Genomic DNA, 21,012 nt, shown 5'->3' on the forward strand with positions numbered 1-21,012 from the left:
AACCTCAATAACGAATCTTCGGATCTAGCCACGCTAACAAGATGTCGACGATGGCATTGAAGATGATGAACAACGCACCAATCAGGATGGTAATGCCCATCACCAACGAGTAGTCGCGGTTGAAAGCGGCATTCACAAACAATTTACCGATGCCTGGCAGACCAAAGATGGTTTCGATAACCACTGAGCCCGTGATGATGCCGACAAATGCAGGCCCCATATAAGAAACAACCGGTAACATTGCAGGGCGTAGCGCATGCTTCATGATGATGTAAGGCATGCTTAACCCTTTCGCTTTCGCGGTGCGGATAAAGTTACTGTTCAAGGTTTCAATCATGCTTCCGCGGGTAATACGCGCAAACGTCGCGATGTACAGAAATGACATGCCTAATACGGGCAAGATGATGTATTCAATAGCGCCGCCGTTCCATCCACCGGCAGGTAACCAACCCAGACCAATCGAGAAGATATAGATAAGAACGGGAGCCAACACAAAGGAAGGCAGCACGACCCCGAGCATGGAGGTCGACATCACCACATAGTCCACCCAACTGTTTTGCCGCAACGCTGCAAACGTTCCGATGGCAACGCCTGCCACCACTGTAAGCAAAAAAGCATAGAAACCCACTTTGGCAGACACAGGCAGCGCAGAGGCGACGAGCTCATTAACGGTGTAATCTTTGTATTTAAAGGAAGGCCCAAAATCGCCTTGAAGAATGTTTCCTAAATACGTGGTGTATTGCTCATGCAAAGGCTTGTCTAGACCATATTTTGCATTGATGTTTTGCATGACTTCCGGCGGCAGTGTTTTTTCTGAAGAGAATGGGTTGCCGGGTGCAAAACGCATGAGGAAAAAAGAGATGGTGATCAATACCAGCAAGGTCGGTATTGCTTCCAAAGTTCGCGTAAAAATCAATCTAAACATAAAGCATCTCACTATGCTCAAAAAAACATGCGCCCGCAGTTGGGCTACAGGCGCATGGAGAACAGCCCTCTATTATTCTGCGATAATGTACATATCTTTCGAGTAGATATTGTCCTGAGGGTTTTGATCTGGGTAGCCACCTACTGCCGTGCTCACCAAGCGTGGTTGAACATACTGGTAGATAGGGGCAATCGGCATATCCTGCGCCAATTGCGCTTCGGCAATCGCATAGAACTTGTTACGTTCTTCTTCAGTTTTCGCTACTTTCACCGCGTCATTCATCGCTTTGTCAAAGACAGCGCTCGAATACTTCTGATCGTTCGAGCCATTTCCTGTCATTGCAATGGCAAGGAAAGTAGATGCTTCGTTGTAATCCGCACACCAACCTGCACGACGAACATCAAAGTCGCCTTGCTTGCTGCTGTCTAGGTAGGTTTTCCACTCTTGGTTTTCGAGATTCACGCTAACGAAGTTGCCCAGCGATTTTTTCCACATAGATTGTGCTGCTACAGCAATCTTTTTGTGGTTCTCACTGGTGTTGTAGAGCAGTGTGAAATCAAGTGGATTATCTGCACCGAAGCCGGCTTCTGCCAACAACTCTTTGGCTTTCGCGATACGCTCTTTTTGCGTCATTGTCGCGTATTCAGGTTTCTCAGGGTTAAACCCTGTGATACCGCTATGCGTCAGTGCATATGCAGGCTTTTGGCCTTGTCCTAGGATGGCATTCGCAACGATGTCACGATCAATGGTGTAAGACAGGGCTTTACGAACACGAACGTCGTCAAACGGTGCACGTTGTGTATTGAAACCGTAGTAATAGGTACACAGGTTTGGCGACACGACGATGTTGTCTGGATATTGCTTTGCAAGACGACGGTATTGTTCGTTTGGTACTTCATAGGTAATGTCGATTTCACCAGAAAGAAAACGATTCATTTCCGCATTCTGGTTTTCGATCGGCAGGAAGGTCACTTTGTCGATAACGGTATCTGCGTTATCCCAATAGTTTTCATTACGTTCTAGAACGATTTTTTCGTTCACCACCCAATCGCTCATCACAAACGCGCCGTTACCGACGAAGTTACCCGGTTTCGTCCAGCTATCGCCAAACTTATCAAGGGTCGCTTTGTGTACTGGGTACATAGTGGTATGCGCCATCATCTTAACGAAATAGGGCAATGGGACATCTGTTTCAAGAACCAGTGTGTGGTCATCAATCGCTTTCACACCCAGCTCACTCGAAGGCTTTTTGCCAGAAGTCACGTCTTTCGCATTCTTCATCTTGGTGTATTCAATGTACCAAGCATATGGCGATGCCGTTGCCGGATCAGCTGCACGTTTGAAACTGTATTCGAAATCTTGCGCAGTGACAGGATCACCATTTGACCATTTCGCGTCTTTGCGAATTTTAAAGGTAAAGGTTTGGTTATCTTCTGTTGACCAAGATTCAGCGGTACCCGGAATGGTATTCCCCAAAGCATCTTGAATCACAAGACCTTCCATCAGGTCACGAAGAACGTGAGACTCCGGCACACCTTCCACTTTATGAGGGTCAAGTGAAGCGACTTCGGTACCGTTACCACGAACTAGCTCTTGTTGAGGAGCCAATTTCACATCAGCAGGCACATCTGCTACTGCGGTGAATGACGTGGCGGTGACTGCCATACCTGCGCCCAATAACAGCGCCTGAGTGATTTTGTTCTTATACATGCAGATACTCCAATCTATCCTTAAGTTGCATCCATGGCACTCTCTGTCAGCATGAAAAAAATCGTCTTAATGAAGCAAATGAGCCGATTCTAATTCGCACACTGTACGGAGAATTGTTTGAAACATTACCAAGCATCAAATTAATTTGCCACAAAATACACAATAAAAGTCACATAAACCCAACATTAGACGAAATACCAGCACATAACTCCAATTCATCTTCAACAAGTGAACATAAACTTCAACCGAACACATATTCAAAGAGAAAAATCGTACAAAAAACCTAATCAGCGCATTAATTAAGCATTAAAAACTGCAATTGAATGAATTATTTACAACAAAAATCGTTAACAACTCGATATCAGGAAGATAATAAAAATGTCTAATAAATCATTTTTTACGCATAGTTATTAGGGGGATTTAGCGTAGAACACGCATTTAAAGGAGGGATATTGATTTTTTACTCAATTAATTAACGCCGCGCGCATTAACAACAAACACACACAACTCGTAACATTTCATTCTGCGTATAAAAAGAAAAGCCAGTGATTAACTGGCTCTTTATGAATGTCATTCTGGAATGTGACGACAGAACTATTTCTGCTGGTCCTGAAGTTCGAGCGCATTGTCGTCCGATTTGCTCTGACTCTTCCCTTCTACGAGCGAGTCATCTTTTTGATGCTTCATCTCTTCCGGCAAGATGTCATCCATCATTTGCTTCATACGTTTATTACTAATGCGTTTGTGTCCCATAGCGATCCTCCTGATTGTAATGTCCTCTCAGGCACAAATACTGCTAGTGCTTACTAAGCGTAGCAAAGCCTAGGATCATGATTGATCCACATTTGACACATTGAGAGGTCGACCACAACAACGCCATACTCCCCCCAATCGGTAAGTTTTTAATAACTAAACGGAATAAAAATTTTGCTGGTTAGAATATATTCACGATCAACACAAAAGTGACTCTGTTTCAATTGTTAAAGTCTTATTTTTTGAGCAATATAGCGCCTGTATCGATGTAATGAAGCCTCGCTTTTTCGTCACAGAGGTGCATTGTTCGCAAAAAACAACTAACTATATTAACGATCAGAGAAAGAGAAACGATAAAATGAGACCCGCTGGTGCCAACTCAAGACCCCTGTGCTCTCGCGTCCGACACGGCTTTATTCCCACTGCTCCCAAGAAGCAGGTAAAAGAAGAAAAGCAACTAGGTAGCCGTTGAAACACAGCCAGACATCGACTGATAGCCTCTCTTTGAGAGGCTATTTTTTCATCTTAAACTCAATAAAACCCGCTAAAAAAAGTACGTCTGACATGCCAACGCCTCACTGAAAAAGCGGCCATTGAAGTGTTGCCTCTTAATTTCACTCGGTGAATAAGTCCTGTTTTTTTGTGACATCCTGTCCGAAAAATAACCGCAATGTAACGAGATTGTTAATCCTTTATCTCTGTTGCTTCTAAATCCTCGTCGAGATTTTTTGCCATATTTCCCATTCAGAACAAGTATCTGTGATGAGCTTATTAAACACGGCTCATATTTACGCGGTGAATAGATATTTCGCGATATAAATTTTTGAGGGATAAAAAGGATGAACAAACGTGTATTTCTTAGAGGACTAGCCTCTGCATCAATTGCGAGCGCCTTAGCATTGCCCGCAATCGCTGCGCCTGGTGCTCCTCAGATTTCTTGGATGGAATCGAACTTCTCCATCATCGAAGTGAACGACGCTGCCTCTGCATACAAAGATCTTGTTACTGTAAAACCTTTCGCAGAAGTGCCTGTCACTTGGGATCGTTGGTCAGGCGAACCTGGCGATACGTGGCGTGTATTATTGAACGGCGTCGTTGCGCATGAAGCCAGCGTGACACCATCCGCCAGCCAAAAAGAATCAACTGTTCTGCAAGTCGCAAAAGGCGGCAAATACGACATGGTTGTCGAACTTTGTAGCGGCACTGGCGCAGCACAGGCCTGTACGCCAAGTGCGCCAAAACAAATTCTTGTTGCTGACACTGATGGTAGCCACCTCGAACCACTCGCCATGAATGTCGATCCGAACAACGGCAGTTATGTAACACCCGCTGATACTGTCGTTGGTGCTTACTTTGTGGAATGGGGCGTGTACGGCCGGAAATTCCCTGTCGACAAAATACCCGCTCAGAATCTGACTCACATCATTTATGGCTTCGTGCCAATCTGTGGGAACAACCCCTCTTTAGAAGATGGCCCACTTGCCGCATTGAACCGTGCATGTGCAGGTATGCCTGACTATGAAGTGGTTATCCATGACCCATGGGCGGCGGTTCAAATGCCTCACCCACAATCAGGTCAAAGCCACTCTTCGTCTTACAAAGGTACTTACGGTCAGATCATGGCGCTAAAGCAGCGCTATCCCGACCTGAAAATCCTCCCTTCTATTGGTGGTTGGACACTTTCAGACCCGTTCTATGATTTTGGCGTAAAAGCGAACCGTGATGTTTTCGTAGCCTCTGTGAAGAACTTCCTTCAAACGTGGAAATTCTATGACGGTGTAGACATTGACTGGGAATATCCAGGTGGCCAAGGCGCTAACCCTAATCTTGGCGATCCGTCAGACGGTGATGCCTATGCCATTCTGATGCGCGAACTGCGTGCCATGTTGGATGAGCTTTCCGCCGATACAGGTCGTACGTACGAACTAACCTCTGCCGTGGGTGTGGGTTACGACAAGATTGAAGACGTCAACTATGCGGAAGCTGTACCGTACATGGATTACATCTTCGCAATGACTTACGACTACTACGGTGGTTGGAACAACGTGGTAGGTCACCAGACTGCCCTTAACTGTGGTAGCCACATCAGTGCTGACGAATGTGCTGGCATCGGTCTTGACGACGAAGGCAAACCACGTAAAGGCCCTGCTTACTCAACCGTTAACGGCATCAACTTACTCATGGAAAAAGGTGTGCCTGCAGACAAGCTTGTTGTTGGTGCAGCGATGTATGGCCGAGGCTGGACGGGTGTAACTGAAGCAAGCATGACTGATCCTTCAAACCCAATGACGGGCGTAGGTAATGGCAAAATTGCAGGTTCGTGGGAAGCGGGTGTCATCGATTACAAAGACATTGTTTCAGACTATGAGAACAAAGCAGGTGTTGTTGTCGGTTATGACGAAATCGCTGAAGCACCATGGGCATGGGATCCGTCGAACGGCGACCTAGTCACCTATGACAATAAGCGTTCTGTCATGGCAAAAGGTGCTTACGTGCGCTCATTGGGTCTTGCTGGTCTGTTCGCATGGGAAATCGATGCGGATAACGGCGATATTCTTAACGCGATGCAAGAGTCTTTGACTGGCACACCACCAGTATTGAACAAGAAACCTGTAGCAAATGCTGGCGCTGACGTTGCCGTCGATGCAGCAAGCGCTGTTGCTCTGGATGGTTCAAACTCTTCGGATGCAGACGGTCAGGTTGTTTCATACAGCTGGGCACAAACGTCCGGTCCAAGTGTTTCGTTGACCAATGCGAGCGCATCAGTCGCTTCTGCGGAGATTCCTGCTGTCACCGTTGATACGCAGTTTATTTTCACGCTGACCGTGACTGACAACGAAGGTGCGAAAGCATCAGACGTTGTGACAGTCACCGCGAAGAAACAAGGTGGCACTGATCCAGTTAACACTGCACCTGTTGCTGTGGTTTCGGCCCCTGGCGTAGTAAAAGCGGGCGATGTTGTCCTTGTTGATGCAAGTGCTTCAACCGATGCTGAAAACGATACCCTAACGTATAACTGGTACATCCCAGAAGGCGTAAACGCGACGGTTAACGGTGCGTCTCTTACTTTTGTTGCCGACAGCTATGCAACAACGAAGAACTTCACCTTTGCTGTTACCGTGTCTGATGGAAAATTGGACGATGGTGCTTCAGTGACAGTCACTGTCGCGAAAAACACGAATGATCCTGTGTGTGCAAATGCTTGGAAAGAAGGTGTTGTATATAACTCTGGTGATGTCGTGACTCACAACGGCAAAGAATACTCGGCGAAATGGTGGACGCAAAACGAAGAGCCAGGCACAACCGGTCAATGGGGTGTTTGGAAAGAGTTAGGTGCTGCTAACTGTCAGTAATGGTACTTAGAACTGAAGGCTGTTACCTAGAGAGCGTCGTCTTGCTCAGGTAACTTTCTCTAGAGAACCACAAAGCAAAAGGGATGCAACTGCATCCCTTTTTATTGTTTATTCCGTCGTAACTCAGTTCAGGATCGTTGAATCACCAACGGTTCGCGGCTTCATCGTCGCTGTCGCGCGCTTCGATCCAACGCTCGTCATCAACCAATTTTTCTTTCTTCCAGAACGGTGCTCGGGTTTTTAGAAAATCCATGATGAACTCACACGCATCAAACGCGGCTTTGCGGTGAGCACTGCTCACACCAACAAACACAATCTGGTCACCCAGATTCAACGCACCTACACGGTGAATCACACGCACCTTACCTAACGGCCAGCGCGCTTTGGCGTCGTTGCAGATTTCTTCAAGTGACTTTTCGGTCATGCCCGGGTAATGCTCTAGGGTCAAGCCTGTCACATTGTCACCCAGGTTCATGTCTCGCACTTTGCCGACAAAAGTGACAACAGCACCATCACTGGCATTGTCGTTCAACCATTGGTATTCCTCTGCAACAGAGAAGTCGTCACACTGCACTGAAATCATATTAACCTCCGGTGACTGGCGGGAAGAATGCCACTTCATCACCATCAGAAACCGCGGTTGTTAGCGGAGAAATCGTCTGGTTAATGGCCACCAGCAATTTGCCCGATTCTAGCGCAAGTGACCATTTGTCGCCTTGAGTCGCAAGATGCGAGCGAATCTCTTCTGCGGTAGAAAATGTGCCTTCAAGTTCCAGAGAACCCATGCCGACCAGTTCTTTTACTTGCGCAAAAAAAAGCACTCGTATCATTGTTCTACCTTAAAGTGTCCTGATTTACCGCCTGTTTTCTCAAGCAGACGTACTTGGCCAATGACCATGTCTTTTTGCACGGCTTTACACATGTCATAAATGGTTAATGCCGCGACAGATGCAGCCGTCAGTGCTTCCATTTCAACACCGGTTTTACCGCTTAACTTACACACAGATTCAATACGCACCTGTGACGTTTCGGGTAAGGCTTCAAGCTGCACTTCCACTTTCGTCAGCATCAGTGGATGACAAAGCGGGATCAAATCCCACGTGCGTTTTGCTGCTTGAATACCCGCAATACGGGCAGTCGCGAACACATCGCCTTTGTGGTGCGAACCCGAAACAATCAGTTCAAGGGTTTCTGGTGCCATATCGATGTAAGCTTCAGCGCGCGCTTCTCTAACGGTTTCTGCTTTTGCAGACACATCCACCATGTTGGCTTCACCAGAAGCATTAATGTGCGTGAACTGACTCATGGGTTATTGACCTAAGTGCGGCATGAAGTTGCATGGGCGATGGCTCGCATCAAGCTGTTGCTTGATGATGCCGTTCCAACCCGTACGGCACGCACCCGTAGAACCAGGCATACCGAAGATAACTGTGTGGTTAGCAAAGCCCGCAATCGCGCGAGATTGAATGGTAGATGTGCCAATTTCTTGGAATGAGATAGCACGGAACAATTCACCAAAGCCTTCCACTTCTTTGTCGAAAAGTGGTTTGATCGCTTCTGGCGTGCTATCACGAGACGTAAAGCCTGTACCGCCGGTGATCAAGATAGCTTGCACGTTTTGATCTGCAATCCATTGCGACACAATCGCACGGAGTTGATAGATATCATCGATAACAATTTTCTTGTCTGCCAGTGTGTGCCCGGCTTCTTTTAATGCATCCACCAAGAACTGACCCGACGTGTCATTCTCTTCTGTGCGCGTATCTGAAACGGTTAATACGGCAATGTTAGCTGGCGAAAATTCAGTGACAGCGTGACCCATAAAATGTGAACCTCAACGAGTAATGTCTATTAACGGTATTAACCGCCGATGGATGCCAGGTGCGGCGTCATGCCGGTATGTCCCTGGTCGAGAAAATGACTTTGTTTCTTATCTGCAAGTTGACCTTGAATACGCGCGATCAATTCCGCTTCTTGCTTGTCTTCTTGCAACAAATCGCGCAGTTCAACACCATAATCACCAAACAAACACATGTGCAGTTTGCCAAGCGCCGACACTCGCAGACGGTTACAAGAATCACAGAAATCTTTTTTGTACGGCATGATCAGGCCGATCTCTCCCACATAGTCTGGGTGGCAAAATACTTCCGCAGGCCCATCACTGCGCTCTCGGACTTTCATTAGCCAACCATTCGCAATGAGATGGTTCCGGATAGAAACACCCGATTGGTGATGTTTTCCAAAAAGCGAAGTCATGTCGCCCGTTTGCATCAGTTCGATGAAACGAAGCTGGATAGGTTTGTCTTTGATCCAACGGAGAAAAGCAGGCAATTCACTGCTATTGAGATCTTTCAGCAGAACCGCATTCACTTTGACTTGTTCAAAACCTGCATCGAATGCTGCATCAATGCCCGCCATCACCTCGCGGAATTTATTCTCACCGGTGATTTGGTGGAACATGCGAGCGTCTAGACTATCGACACTGACATTAAGGTTCGTCAGTCCCGCGTCACGCCAAGATTGCGCATGTTTTGCAAGTCGATATCCATTGGTGGTCATGGCGACCTTTTCAATGCCTTCTTGAGAAGAAATCATCGAAAGGATATCTGTGAAATCTTTGCGAAGTGATGGCTCACCGCCAGTAATACGTACCTTTGACGTACCACAATGCGCGAACGCTGAAACAACACGTTTCAGTTCGTCAATGGACAGAAAGCCAGAATTCTTATGGGCAGGCTTATAACCATCAGGCAAACAATAGGTGCACCTGAAGTTACAAACATCAGTAATAGACAAACGTAAGTAATAAAACTTACGGCTGTAGGAATCTTCAAATTGTACTGTCACGAAACACCTTTCCAATATCGGGAGACGGGCACATTTCTATGACCGCCCTGGTGACCTTATGTCACGGCCAATGCCCCGTATTCTGGTGAACTTAGGGACAGAGGCTTCGGAGTTACGACTGCTGAAAAAATCAAAAAGCGTCAGCAATCTCCACCAATTTAGCAAACCTTGGGGTGAGCAAACAAGAATTGGTGACGCTTTTCTCATTATATTATCGAACAATAACTATTTTGTTACCGTCTCAAAACACATACAGATCTGACCATTAACCTTAAAGCACAATCGAATTGCGGCAGTTTCTTATTGCCGTTAAGGACATACCAAAACAATAAAACGGATTGTACTCATACACGCACGGGTTTAAACCTCTATGATTGATAGACAAGGTAGATGGCCTTTGCGTGTCAAATGACAAAGGTATCGCAATTTCGAAATGCAAAATGCAAACGTCGTCTGTTAAACCAGCCGTCTTGCGTTAAAAAAAATAGGCATCGAATTTGCAGTGATGGGTACACAAGCAGTTCCGAATGAAAAATGAATAACGAAGGAAGCGTGTAGGGGCAATCACAAAGACCATTGCCACGGCAGTCACACGCTCAGACAAAAATTGACTGGGAGCTCACTATGACCATTACTCTACCTATACTTTTCAATAATCGTCATATCCTCCCTTCTGGCCGACTTCCACTGCGTGTGGTGCCGGGAGAGCAACTCAATACCGTGAAATATGCAATGCAGCATGGATTGGATATTGGAGTATGCATGGATGAAACGAGTCCGATTGGTGCAGGAATCGGTACGCGTGTCACTGTTGAAGACTTTAATACCTCAGGCGAAGATGGCGTACTAACCATCACCGTTTGTGGACACGAAAGTTTTGTTATCGACAGTATCAAAGAAAATGAAGAAGGCGTTGTTGTTGCAGTCTGTCAGACCTTACCAACATGGCCAGAGCGTGAAGTGAGCAACGATGCTGCACCACTGGCAGAGCGTTTACAAATCATGTTCGATCGTTACCCTGAACTGAGTTCATTGCACAAGCGTCCGCACTTTGAGAGCCTTACTTGGTTGTGCCAACGCTGGTTAGAATTGCTTCCCATTCCGGCCAGCGAAAAACAAGTGCTCATGGCGGCAAATTCGTGCAGCGATACCTGTGAATACTTGTTGAGCCTTATGAAAGACCCGCATTAATTTGCTTACATCAACACGTTAATCTCACAGCTAAAAAACCCAAAAAGATCAGCCTTTCGCTGGTCTTTTTTTATTCTCCGCGTGACCACCCGTTCAAAAAACACAGTCTAAAGGAAGAAGATTGTCATGTTTCTTCGAGTTATACCTTATTATTTTTAATAGGTTCTACGGTTAATGGCACTCAATGAACAATAACAACCAACAACAAAAAATCGTCGCCATCGGCGGCGGACACGGGCTTGGCCGCATTCTTTCTGCACTTAGTGAATTTGGCGATAATGTGACTGGCATTGTCACCACCACAGATAATGGTGGCTCAACAGGTCGCATTCGTGCCTGCCAAGGTGGTATTGCTTGGGGCGACACACGTAATTGCATTAATCAGCTCATCACCGAACCGTCTATCGGCTCTATGATTTTCGAATACCGATTTAGAGGAAATGGCGAACTCAATGGCCATAACCTCGGCAACCTTATGCTGACCGCCTTAGACAACTTGTCGATTCGCCCTCTTGAAGCAATCAACTTGATTCGAGACATGCTCAAGGTTTCCACACAAATCGTTCCCATGTCAGAACACCCGGCCGATCTCGCCGCACAAACCCATTCAGGCTTGATGATATCTGGTGAAACGGATGTTGATGATTTGGACGAGCCACCAGCGCGTTTGATGCTTGAGCCTGTTGTTCCAGCAACGCGCGAAGCGGTCTGCGCGATTCAAGAAGCAGACATTGTAATTTTAGGGCCAGGTAGCTTTTTAACGAGCATCATGCCACCCCTTCTTTTACCCGAAATAAATCGCGCACTCAAAACCACAACTGCAAAGATAGTGTTCGTTAGAAATTTGGGGAAAGAAGCAGGACCTGCAGGGAAAATGTCGTTAGACACAATGTTAACGTGGTGCGAACGTTCGATGGGTGGGAGAAAGATTGATGTTGTTCTCGGTCCGAACACCGATGACACATTAGACGAGGTTTACCAACAGGTGGATGCAGAATTAGCGTCTGCAAACCACCAGTGGCGTCATGACCGCGACAGGTTGTCGCAGGCCATTAAAGACATCATGGTTAGTTGAACAAATTTTCCCGATCGGCTAACGCTTTGTATTCAGAGGCTGTCCCTTGAAGCATTGACGTTAGTCGAGGAAGCTGTTCATGCACCCACGATTCCTGCCCGAGCTTTACGCGTGATTCACATTCACGGGCTAGCTCTGCCAATTCATCAGCGCCAAAGCTGGCAGCACTGCTTTTAATTGCATGGCTGATTTCACGAACTTGGTTCGTACTTGGCGTTTCTGCGAGTTGATCATAATAACGGCTAAGCTCATCGCTAAAGACAACGAGAAGGCTTGATACCGTTTCTTCGCCAACTTCAACAGCCAATCGCCGTAATGTTTCATGATTCACTGTCGTCGCCATACCTAGTTCCTTTTTTCTTGTGATTCTTGCCAACTCTGCAGTTTACGGTAAATGGTGGATGGACTGACTTCCAACAAACCAGCGGCTTGTGGGATGTTGCCATCACAGGCATCTATCGCAATCTGGATTGCACGTTTCTCAGTAAGCCATAGAGGCTCAATGTCTGCTTTAGTCACTGAACCTTGCTTTGGCAGGGTCGAATTAAATGCGACATTGTCATCGTGAGCAGGTGCAATCGTCGATGTGGCGTTACTTCTCACGAAAGGAGATGCAATTTTGACACCAGAAACGTTAGAAAGCGGTGGAGGAAGCATTTCTTCTGTGACTTCACGTGCATTATGAAGCACAACAGTATTACGGATCACGTTCTGAAGCTGGCGCACATTGCCGGGCCAATCATAGGTCAACAGGCGTTGTGTGACTTCGTCGTTGAATTCGCGGAAGTCCTTCCCCTCTTCCATCGCGAACATGACTAATAAGGATTGAGCAATCTCAACAACATCGGCCCCACGCTCACGCAGTGGCGGCAAAGACAGAGGAATAACGTGGAGGCGGTAGTAAAGATCTTCGCGGAAGTTTCCTGCTACCACTTCTTTCCAAGGGTCTCGGTTCGTTGCACAAATAAAGCGAACGTCGACCTGTTTGACCTTGGAAGAACCCACTTTTTGGAACGTGCCCGTCTGAATGAAGCGTAATAACTTGGATTGAAGATCCAAGTCCATTTCACAGATCTCATCAAGGAACAAGGTACCGCCGTCGGCCATTTCAGCCGCACCTTCGCGTTCTGCCGCCGCACCGGTAAAGGCACCTTTCACGTGACCAAACAACTCACTCTCAATGAGGTCTTTTGGAATGGCAGCACAGTTAATCGCGACAAACGGATGCTTCGCGCGTGTGCTGGCCGCATGAATCGCTTCGGCACACACTTCCTTACCTGTACCGCTCTCGCCCGTAATAAAGACGGTCGCCTTACTCGGCGCTGCAGAATCGATAACGCGATACACGGCCTGCATAGGCACACTTCGGCCTATGAATCCGTAGTAAGCACCCTCCGGTTTATTACCGTCGACAATGCTCTTCGGTTTAAGCGCCTTGTTGACCGTGACACGCAACAAGTCTGCTTCGCAAGGTTTGATCAAAAAGTCGCTCGCACCATAGCGTAGCGCTTCCACCGCAGCATCAATAGAGCCATGGGCTGTCATGATCACCACAGGAATGTCTGGTTGGTGTTTACGGATTTCCGCCAATACCTCAAAACCAGAAATATCAGGCAGGCGAAGGTCAAGCAGTATCAAGGCGAACTGATGCCCTGCTGCAAAATGCTCTATCGCTTGTTGGCCTGTGCTTGCTATCTCGACATCGACGTCGAGTGGATTCAAATAGGACTTATACAGTGCGGCGACAGAGGCAGTATCTTCTACCATCAAAATTCGCTTTTTAGCGCCAGATTCTTGCATTCGATCCTCGGCTTAGATCCCTAAAAACTGTTTCTAATATTTAAAATACTGCCCAAGTATAACGCTGATTTTCTCTCACAACGTTGTTTTGGGTGCGTTTTGCATTGCAAATTGCAAAAGGTTTTGCAAATAAATGAACAAAATCCGCAATATATTGACTGATTCTTTGATAATTAAAGCTGGCACGGTATGTGCTTTATATACATCGACCCTTCGGGGTCACCTAGCCAACTGACGTTGTTTGTGAGCACTTCGTTCACTGAAACAAGATAGCCAACCGAATGCTTTCCGGTTGGCTTTTTTTTTAGCTGTTTTGAATAAACAGATTCCTCAACGCCGCAATCTCATCACGCAGTGATGCCGCCGTTTCGAACTCTAAATTTTGTGCAGCTTCGTACATTTTGCTTTCTAGTAATTGTATCTGTGCGTCAATCTGCTGTGGCGACTTGGTACTGTATTCCGCATCCGCTTCTGCAACGGCTTTCAAGTTTGTGCTGACTTTTGGCTTATGCGACTTACGCTTGCCGCCCATTTCCATCACATCCATGATTTTCTTGTTCAAGCGTTGTGGCGTAATACCATGCGCTTCATTGTACGCTTCCTGTTTGACACGACGACGCTCTGTTTCGTCAATGGCTCTGGCCATTGAGCCTGTGATCTTGTCACCATAGAGTATGGCGCGGCCATTTAAGTTCCTTGCGGCACGACCAATCGTCTGAATCAGTGAACGCTCAGAACGCAAGAAACCTTCTTTGTCAGCATCCAGAATCGCCACCAGCGACACTTCTGGCATGTCCAAACCTTCACGAAGCAAGTTGATGCCGACCAACACATCAAACTCACCAAGACGTAAATCGCGAATAATTTCGACACGTTCAACGGTATCAATGTCAGAGTGAAGATAACGGACGCGTACACCATGCTCTTCAAGGTATTCGGTCAGGTCTTCCGCCATACGTTTAGTCAGTGTCGTGACCAATACGCGTTCATTGATCTTCTCTCGAATTCGGATCTCTGACAGCAAATCGTCCACTTGTGTTGCCACTGGGCGTACTTCAATCAAAGGATCAAGCAAGCCTGTTGGACGCACAACCTGATCCGCAATCTCGCCGTCTGATTTTTCTATTTCATACTTACCAGGCGTAGCGGAAACATAAATGCTCTGCGGTGCGAGCGCTTCAAACTCATCGAACTTCATTGGGCGATTGTCGAGCGCAGAAGGAAGACGGAAACCATACTCCACCAACGTTTCCTTTCGAGATCGGTCACCTTTATACATTGCGCCAATCTGAGGCACGGTGACGTGCGATTCGTCGATGATCAGCAAACCATCAGAGGGCAGGTAGTCAAACAAGGTCGGAGGCGGCTCGCCATTCGCACGACCACTCAAATAGCGCGAGTAGTTTTCGATGCCAGAGCAATAACCTAGCTCAGTCATCATTTCGATATCAAACTGGGTACGTTGGGAGATGCGCTGTTCTTCGATGAGTTTGTTGTTTTCTAACAGTACCTTCTTGCGATCAACCAGCTCTTCTTTGATGTGCTCGATCGCCTCCAAAATACGCTCTCTCGGCGTCACATAGTGTGTTTTCGGATAAATCGTACAGCGCGGTAAGTTTCGCTCAGAAATGGATCCCGTCAGTGGATCAAAAATGCTGATGTTTTCCACTTCATCATCAAACAGCTCGATGCGCACGGCATCACGATCAGATTCGGCAGGGAAGACATCAATCACTTCGCCACGAACACGAAACGTACCTCGCGTGAAGGCTTGGTCATTTCGGGTGTACTGAATCTCAGCCAAACGTCGCAGTATGCTGCGCTGGTCAATCACATCACCTCGGCGCAAGTGCAGCATCATCTTCAAGTAAGAATCAGGATCACCCAAACCATAAATCGCAGACACCGATGCAACAATGATCACATCGCGTCTTTCCAACAGTGCTTTCGTCGCCGACAGACGCATTTGCTCGACATATTCATTGATCGACGCATCTTTCTCGATGAATGTATCGGTCGACGCAACATACGCCTCAGGTTGATAGTAATCGTAGTAAGACACGAAATACTCAACCGCGTTATCTGGGAAAAACTCACGCATTTCACCGTATAACTGAGCGGCCAAGGTTTTATTGGGCGCCATGATCATAGTCGGCCTATCAGCCGTCGCAATCACATTCGCAATCGTATAGGTCTTACCTGAACCCGTTACGCCCAATAGCGTTTGATGCGCGAGACCGGAATCCAAGCCTTCAAGCAGTTGGTTAATCGCCGTCGGCTGATCACCTGAGGGTTTAAAGGGGGAATGGAGTTTGAAATTCTTGCCCATGACGCGTCCGTGACAATGCTTACCAAACCTCCCATTTTGCGCCCTCGTCGAGGTAAGTCAACTGACAAAGCCAGCAAGTGCATCAGTGGCTTCGATTTTCTCTGCTCTCTCTCCTTTATTGACATATTTTTATTACCAAGGATGATCCAAACATCTCGCGCTCACGTAGCGCATCAGTGTTGAGGAAAATAAAAATGAAAAAAGTCGCACTCGTGACCGGCGGTTCCGCAGGCATTGGTCTTGCCATCGTCGAGGGGTTCATTGAAGAAGGTTACGCCGTTTACAACGCTGACCGTCAAGAAGGCCCGAAGGGACACTGGCTGGCGTGCGATGTAACGGACGCGACAGCGTTGCAACACGCAGTGGAGACACTGATGGAAAACGAAGGGCAACTGGATGCGCTCGTATGCAATGCTGGCATTCACTTCAGCTCAACCATTGAAAACACCGAAGAAGCGGATTTGGACCGTGTGCTAGATATCAATGTGAAAGGCGCATATCACGCTATCCGCGCCTGCCTCCCAGCCATGAAAGTGGCTGAAAAAGGGAGCATTGTTTTACTTGGGTCAGATCAATGCACTGTGGCGAAACCTAACTCTTTTGCCTACAACTTAAGTAAGCACGCAATTGCATCAATGGCGAAAACAACCGCGATTGACTATGCGAAATATAATATTCGCGCCAACGCTGTATGCGCTGGCACAACGGAAACGCCGCTCTACCACAATGCAATAAATGCTTACTGCGCACGGTCTGGTGCAGATAAAGAAGAAATACATAAAGAAGAAGGCAAGCTTCAACCATTAGGGCGAATTGCTCAACCAGAAGAGATTGCCCACTTGGTTGTGTTCTTGGCCAGTGATAAAGCCAGCTTTATTACGGGCAGTTTACATGCCGCAGATGGCGGCTATACGGCACAATAATAATGCGAATAATTGACGCTCATCTCCATCTTATTGATTTACAGCGCGGTAAATACGGTTGGCTTAGGGAAGGAAATCCACCCAACTGGGATGACAAAGTCACGATTTGCCGTGATTGGGCGGAAACTGATTTGGTCTTGAACAACGATCACAAGATCGAAGGTTTTCTCCACGTGGAAGCTGGCTTTGACAATGAAGAGCCGTGGCGAGAGATCGCATGGCTGGAAGACACTGTACGCATGCCTTTTCGAAGCATCGGTTGTGTTGACCTGACGTTAGATTCAGACACATTCACTCAGCACCTCGCAAAGCTAAGGCGCCACAAATCAGCGGCAGGTGTTCGCCATATCCTTGATGAAGATGCCGCACAGTTACTCCGAGACCCTCAGGTGATAAGCAACCTTCGTGTTATCGCGGATTCAGGCTTGATATTTGAAGCCCAGTTTGACGGTGCAGATGGCAATGCCATGGATGCTTTCCTGTCTCTTTGCAATGAAACGCCCAAACTACGTACTGCCTTTAACCATGCTGGTTTCCCACCTGAAAACGATCATGAACAATGGGCTAAGAATCTTCAAAGTCTTGCCATTCAACCTAACGTGTATATCAAAGCGTCTGGCTGGGAGATGACGAACCGCACCTATGGCGTAGAAGCTGTGGCGAATCGCATCACAGAACTGATGAATTGGTTTGGTGAAGATAAAGTCATGCTTGCAAGTAATTTCCCACTGAGCGAGCTGCGTATGACATACAAAGAGGTATGGCAGGAATATGCATCTTTACCGTTCACGAAAGAAGTCATGGCGAAGCTTTGCTTTTCTAACGCTCAACAGTTCTATCGTTTTTAGTTCAGATCCCGTCTTCTCTGCGTTATCCGTCTTCGGGAAATAAAACAAAAAGCCCCCGCCAGTTTGGCAGGGGCTTTTAATATGTCGCACTCAGTGGTTGGTGCTATATGATTTATTTAATCGTCAATCTTGGCGATCGCATTACAATCTCGTCGTTCAACTCAATGCCAATACCCGGCGCTTCAGAGACTTCAAAGAAGCCATTTTTCGGCTGCGGATCTTGAAGGCACAATTCACGGTTCCACGATTTGATCGCATAGGTGTGGTGCTCGTGGATTAAAAAGTTAGGAATCGCGGTTTCAAGGTGCAATGACGCCGCCGTAGCCACCGGGCCACCACATACGTGCGCTTGAATGCGAACATCAAAGATATCAGCGTAATCACACACTTTTTTGGTTTCCGTGAAACCGCCACACAAACCAATGTCAGGCTGTAACACATCAACACTTTGGTCTTCTAGGTACGGTCTTACTTGCCAGCGGTTATAAAGACGTTCGCCACCCGCAATAGGCACATTTACTTTGTCAGCGACTTTCGCATGCAATGAGTGATTGAGGTAATTCACTGGCTCTTCGTAGTACATACAGTCGAACTCTTCCGCAATCGCTCCCAACTGAATCGCCGTTGTCGCACCCGGTAAGCTATGACATTCAAAGATGATGTCTACTTCATCGCCAACCGCATCACGAATGGCTTTCATTCGAGAACGATAAAGCTTCATTTCAGCGCGCGAGATGATTTTTGTACGTTCGTAATACGTGTTTCCATCTTTGTCGTACATGATCGGATCGACTTTCACCGCGTCATAGCCTTCTGCCACGGCCTTTAATGCCGCTTCTGCGTATTCTTCTGGCTTTGAAAGTGCTTTGAAGTCTTTATCCCAATCAAACTGAAGTTGGGAAGCATAGGTACGAAGTTTGTCATTTACCTTACCACCCAACAGTTGGTAGACAGGTAGATTCAGTGCTTTACCTTTGATGTCCCAAAGTGCGGTATCAATGGCACTCATTGCGGCATAAACCACTGGGCCACCGCCTAATCCCCAAAAGCTTTCACGCAACATACGCGCCCAAAGCTGTTCGGTTTGGAAAGGATCATGGCCAATCAAGAAGGCTTCCGCCATTTCTTTTATCATATGTGCAGCAGCACTGTGGCCTAGATCGTAAGCAAGGCCAGCTTCACCCACACCACTGATCCCTTCGTCGGTATGTATACGCACAAACACCGGGTTCCACGGTGGGCGTTCTGGGCAATGAATATCAAACACTTCTACTGACGTGACTTTCATTTATTCTCTCCTTGAATTCATCAATTTCTACACCCACACAATACGATGGGTATAGATTCTTATTCCATAAAACTTGGGTCGAGACGCCACGCTTTGCGCAGTAAGGAAGGCCATGCTTTTTGCCCCCCTGTCGCCCCGGAATGCACGACCTTCGCCTGCGCAAAGATATTATCTTGAATGGATTGCGGCACAGCGACCACGTCTTGGCCGGCGGCTTGAAGCATCAATTGCACTTCACACGCTCGCTGCATGTCATAAAAACGCATGAAGGCATCACCCACTGAAGGCCCTAGCGTGAGTCCACCGTGGTTAACTAACAGCATATGGTTGGTGTCACCTAAATCACGTTGAAGTCGTTTTCTTTCGGCATCGTTAACCGCCAGGCCTTCATAGGAGTGATAGGACAGTGAAGGCAGAGAAAACATAGAATATTGGCTAAGCGGTTTTAACCCGTCTTTCTGCGTAGCGACTGCAATGGTTTCGTTGGTGTGTAAGTGAATCACACAATGGGCATCAGGACGTGCTTCGTGGATCGCACTGTGAATCGTGAAACCCGCAGGATTAATATCAAAAGGCGTGTCATCAAGAATGTTGCCGTCTAGATCGACTTTAACAAGGTTCGATGCCGTCACTTCATCAAAAGCAACGCCAAACGCATTGACGAGGTAAGTGTCGGTATCAGGAATGCGGAGAGAGAGGTGTGTATAGATAAGATCTCCCCACCCCATGTCTGCGACAAGGCGGTAACACGCAGCCAAATCGACACGCTGCTGCCATTCAACATCACTGACTTTCCCTTTGAGGGCTAATTTAGGTAGGGCTTCCACAATCATGTCCTTTTGTTTGCGTGTATTTGCTTGTTGTTTACGCGTATTCGTTTGTCATTTACGCACAGTTGCTTGGCGTCTTTCACCTTGCTTACCCCTCTTAGCTTCTCTCACTTGGTTAAGTGCTGCAAATCAACACGTAAGAAAATGGAACAGTGTTGAGTAATCATGAAGAAAATACGGAGAAGAGAAAGAAGCCCTTCGCCTCTTTGTTGATCCTTTCATCACTTTAAAAGAGAGCTTCCATGTGTACAACTCCATTTTGTAATGAAAAGGATCCATTGGTTACATGGGTGTTGCAAACTGCTGTGTGATCGGCGCTTTTCTTAATAATGGAGAGAAAGCCGACTGAAAGGCGCAAAACCAAACTTGACGAATTAGGGGATAAAACCCGTGATTAACATAGTTATCCACAGAATTTGTGGGTAACCTTTGCCAAGCCAGAAACTAAAAGCACTCATCAAAGTCAATCCATTTTTAATTCAAAGTCGCTGAAATAGAGCGATCACACATCAAAACAGGCAATGAGAGGTGCATCACAAAGTTTTCTTTCGCCAATTGTCAGTCAAATCCCCCCAAAAGCGTCACTCTCACAAACCACCACCAACACATGCGTTCGTTTTTTGACCAATCTAAGTCTTTTAGTATTTCCCCAACATCAATATCGCTGATGTGACGTCACCGAAACCACAAAGATGTCGCCAAGCCCAGTATCGTTATTTCTGTCTCTTCAAAAAAAATGGAGCATCATCAATACGCCAAGAAATCTTTTAATGTCGAGTGATCCAAAAGAAAATACGCCTCATATTGCGTCAACAGAACAAAAAAACAGCCAACTCTGATCGCCGAATAATCAGATGATTTAAAAACAGCAAATTGTGCTGTTTCTAGTGTTGACAGCCATCAGGGTGATAGCTAAGATTCGCCCCGCTTTGAGAAATTCCCCCTTAGTTCAGTTGGTAGAACGGCGGACTGTTAATCCGTATGTCGCAAGTTCAAGTCTTGCAGGGGGAGCCACTTTTCGTGGTTTGTTCGAAGAACGAATCACGGGTTTGAGTGTATCGCTTCGCGATATGTCGCAAGCCTAGGCGGCCCCGTTAAGTCTCACAGGGGGAGCCACTTTTCGTGATTGGTTCGAAGAAC

The 21,012-nt window shown here is 46.9% G+C and carries 18 protein-coding genes, 1 tRNA gene and 1 riboswitch; of the genes, 6 read left to right on the plus strand and 13 right to left on the minus strand.

Annotation, left to right across the window (positions count from 1 at the left end; all coding sequences use genetic code 11):
- Positions 1-4 precede the first annotated feature (4 nt).
- The 3 genes from oppB to BCT27_RS25645 form a co-directional block, all read right to left on the minus strand.
- Positions 5-925 (minus strand): oligopeptide ABC transporter permease OppB, encoded by a 921-nt coding sequence (gene oppB / locus BCT27_RS09695; RefSeq protein ID WP_102317768.1) that lies wholly within the window; start codon positions 923-925, stop codon positions 5-7.
- A gap of 72 nt (positions 926-997) precedes the next feature.
- A complete protein-coding gene (locus BCT27_RS09700; protein ID WP_102317769.1) occupies positions 998-2,635 on the minus strand; it encodes an ABC transporter substrate-binding protein in 1,638 nt (545 codons plus the stop codon).
- Between the two features lie 594 nt (positions 2,636-3,229).
- Positions 3,230-3,388 (minus strand): hypothetical protein, encoded by a 159-nt coding sequence (locus BCT27_RS25645; protein ID WP_017010074.1) that lies wholly within the window; start codon positions 3,386-3,388, stop codon positions 3,230-3,232.
- Positions 3,389-4,227: 839 nt separating this feature from the next.
- Between BCT27_RS25645 and BCT27_RS09705 the strand changes: the two genes are divergently transcribed.
- The gene (locus tag BCT27_RS09705; protein WP_102395661.1) at positions 4,228-6,741 is read left to right on the plus strand and encodes a glycosyl hydrolase family 18 protein; all 2,514 of its coding nucleotides are present in this window, start codon (positions 4,228-4,230) and stop codon (positions 6,739-6,741) included.
- A 142-nt stretch (positions 6,742-6,883) separates the two neighbouring features.
- Here the strand turns inward: BCT27_RS09705 and moaE are convergent, their stop codons facing one another.
- The 5 genes from moaE to moaA all read right to left on the minus strand — a co-directional run bounded on the left by moaE (position 6,884) and on the right by moaA (position 9,588).
- Positions 6,884-7,324: a molybdopterin synthase catalytic subunit MoaE gene (gene moaE, locus BCT27_RS09710; protein WP_102395662.1), complete on the minus strand. Its 441-nt coding sequence runs from the start codon at positions 7,322-7,324 to the stop codon at positions 6,884-6,886.
- Position 7,325: 1 nt separating this feature from the next.
- On the minus strand, positions 7,326-7,571 hold the full coding sequence (gene moaD, locus BCT27_RS09715; protein ID WP_017012809.1) for a molybdopterin synthase sulfur carrier subunit: 246 nt from the start codon (positions 7,569-7,571) through the stop codon (positions 7,326-7,328).
- The gene (gene moaC, locus BCT27_RS09720; protein ID WP_017010078.1) at positions 7,568-8,047 is read right to left on the minus strand and encodes a cyclic pyranopterin monophosphate synthase MoaC; all 480 of its coding nucleotides are present in this window, start codon (positions 8,045-8,047) and stop codon (positions 7,568-7,570) included. Before moaC ends, moaD begins: the two co-directional genes overlap by 4 nt.
- A gap of 3 nt (positions 8,048-8,050) precedes the next feature.
- A complete protein-coding gene (gene moaB / locus BCT27_RS09725; protein WP_017010079.1) occupies positions 8,051-8,563 on the minus strand; it encodes a molybdenum cofactor biosynthesis protein B in 513 nt (170 codons plus the stop codon).
- A 38-nt stretch (positions 8,564-8,601) separates the two neighbouring features.
- Positions 8,602-9,588 (minus strand): GTP 3',8-cyclase MoaA, encoded by a 987-nt coding sequence (gene moaA / locus BCT27_RS09730; RefSeq protein WP_102395673.1) that lies wholly within the window; start codon positions 9,586-9,588, stop codon positions 8,602-8,604.
- Positions 9,577-9,712: riboswitch (molybdenum cofactor riboswitch) on the minus strand. It overlaps the preceding gene by 12 nt.
- 500 nt (positions 9,713-10,212) lie before the next feature.
- Between moaA and BCT27_RS09735 the strand changes: the two genes are divergently transcribed.
- Positions 10,213-10,779, plus strand: a complete 567-nt coding sequence (locus tag BCT27_RS09735; protein WP_026024593.1) for an LON peptidase substrate-binding domain-containing protein — start codon at positions 10,213-10,215, stop codon at positions 10,777-10,779.
- 184 nt (positions 10,780-10,963) lie between these two features.
- Entirely contained in the window at positions 10,964-11,854 is an 891-nt protein-coding gene (yvcK, locus tag BCT27_RS09740; protein WP_017010083.1) for a uridine diphosphate-N-acetylglucosamine-binding protein YvcK, read from the plus strand.
- Here yvcK and BCT27_RS09745 read toward each other — a convergent pair.
- The 3 genes from BCT27_RS09745 to uvrB form a co-directional block, all read right to left on the minus strand.
- Positions 11,847-12,197 (minus strand): Hpt domain-containing protein, encoded by a 351-nt coding sequence (locus BCT27_RS09745; RefSeq protein ID WP_102395663.1) that lies wholly within the window; start codon positions 12,195-12,197, stop codon positions 11,847-11,849. The genes yvcK and BCT27_RS09745 overlap by 8 nt on opposite strands.
- Before the next feature lie 2 nt (positions 12,198-12,199).
- Entirely contained in the window at positions 12,200-13,654 is a 1,455-nt protein-coding gene (luxO, locus tag BCT27_RS09750) for a quorum-sensing sigma-54 dependent transcriptional regulator LuxO (RefSeq protein WP_017010085.1), read from the minus strand.
- Between the two features lie 304 nt (positions 13,655-13,958).
- On the minus strand, positions 13,959-15,983 hold the full coding sequence (uvrB, locus tag BCT27_RS09755) for an excinuclease ABC subunit UvrB (protein ID WP_017010086.1): 2,025 nt from the start codon (positions 15,981-15,983) through the stop codon (positions 13,959-13,961).
- A 194-nt stretch (positions 15,984-16,177) separates the two neighbouring features.
- Between uvrB and BCT27_RS09760 the strand changes: the two genes are divergently transcribed.
- Entirely contained in the window at positions 16,178-16,906 is a 729-nt protein-coding gene (locus tag BCT27_RS09760) for an SDR family NAD(P)-dependent oxidoreductase (protein WP_102260298.1), read from the plus strand.
- Positions 16,907-16,908: 2 nt separating this feature from the next.
- Positions 16,909-17,754, plus strand: coding sequence for an amidohydrolase family protein (locus BCT27_RS09765; RefSeq protein ID WP_102317773.1), 846 nt, complete (start codon positions 16,909-16,911; stop codon positions 17,752-17,754).
- 112 nt (positions 17,755-17,866) lie between these two features.
- Here BCT27_RS09765 and BCT27_RS09770 read toward each other — a convergent pair whose 3' ends face one another.
- Both BCT27_RS09770 and BCT27_RS09775 read right to left on the minus strand, forming a co-directional pair.
- Positions 17,867-19,042 (minus strand): mandelate racemase/muconate lactonizing enzyme family protein, encoded by a 1,176-nt coding sequence (locus BCT27_RS09770; RefSeq protein WP_017010089.1) that lies wholly within the window; start codon positions 19,040-19,042, stop codon positions 17,867-17,869.
- Between the two features lie 59 nt (positions 19,043-19,101).
- A complete protein-coding gene (locus BCT27_RS09775) occupies positions 19,102-19,875 on the minus strand; it encodes a class II aldolase/adducin family protein (RefSeq protein WP_198597535.1) in 774 nt (257 codons plus the stop codon).
- Between the two features lie 935 nt (positions 19,876-20,810).
- On the opposite strand from BCT27_RS09775, the gene BCT27_RS09780 reads away from it, so the two are divergent.
- A tRNA-Asn gene (locus BCT27_RS09780) sits at positions 20,811-20,886 on the plus strand.
- Positions 20,887-21,012: the final 126 nt, after the last annotated feature.

This window comes from Enterovibrio norvegicus (assembly GCF_002876705.1).
Classification (GTDB): Bacteria; Pseudomonadota; Gammaproteobacteria; order Enterobacterales; family Vibrionaceae; genus Enterovibrio; species Enterovibrio norvegicus_B.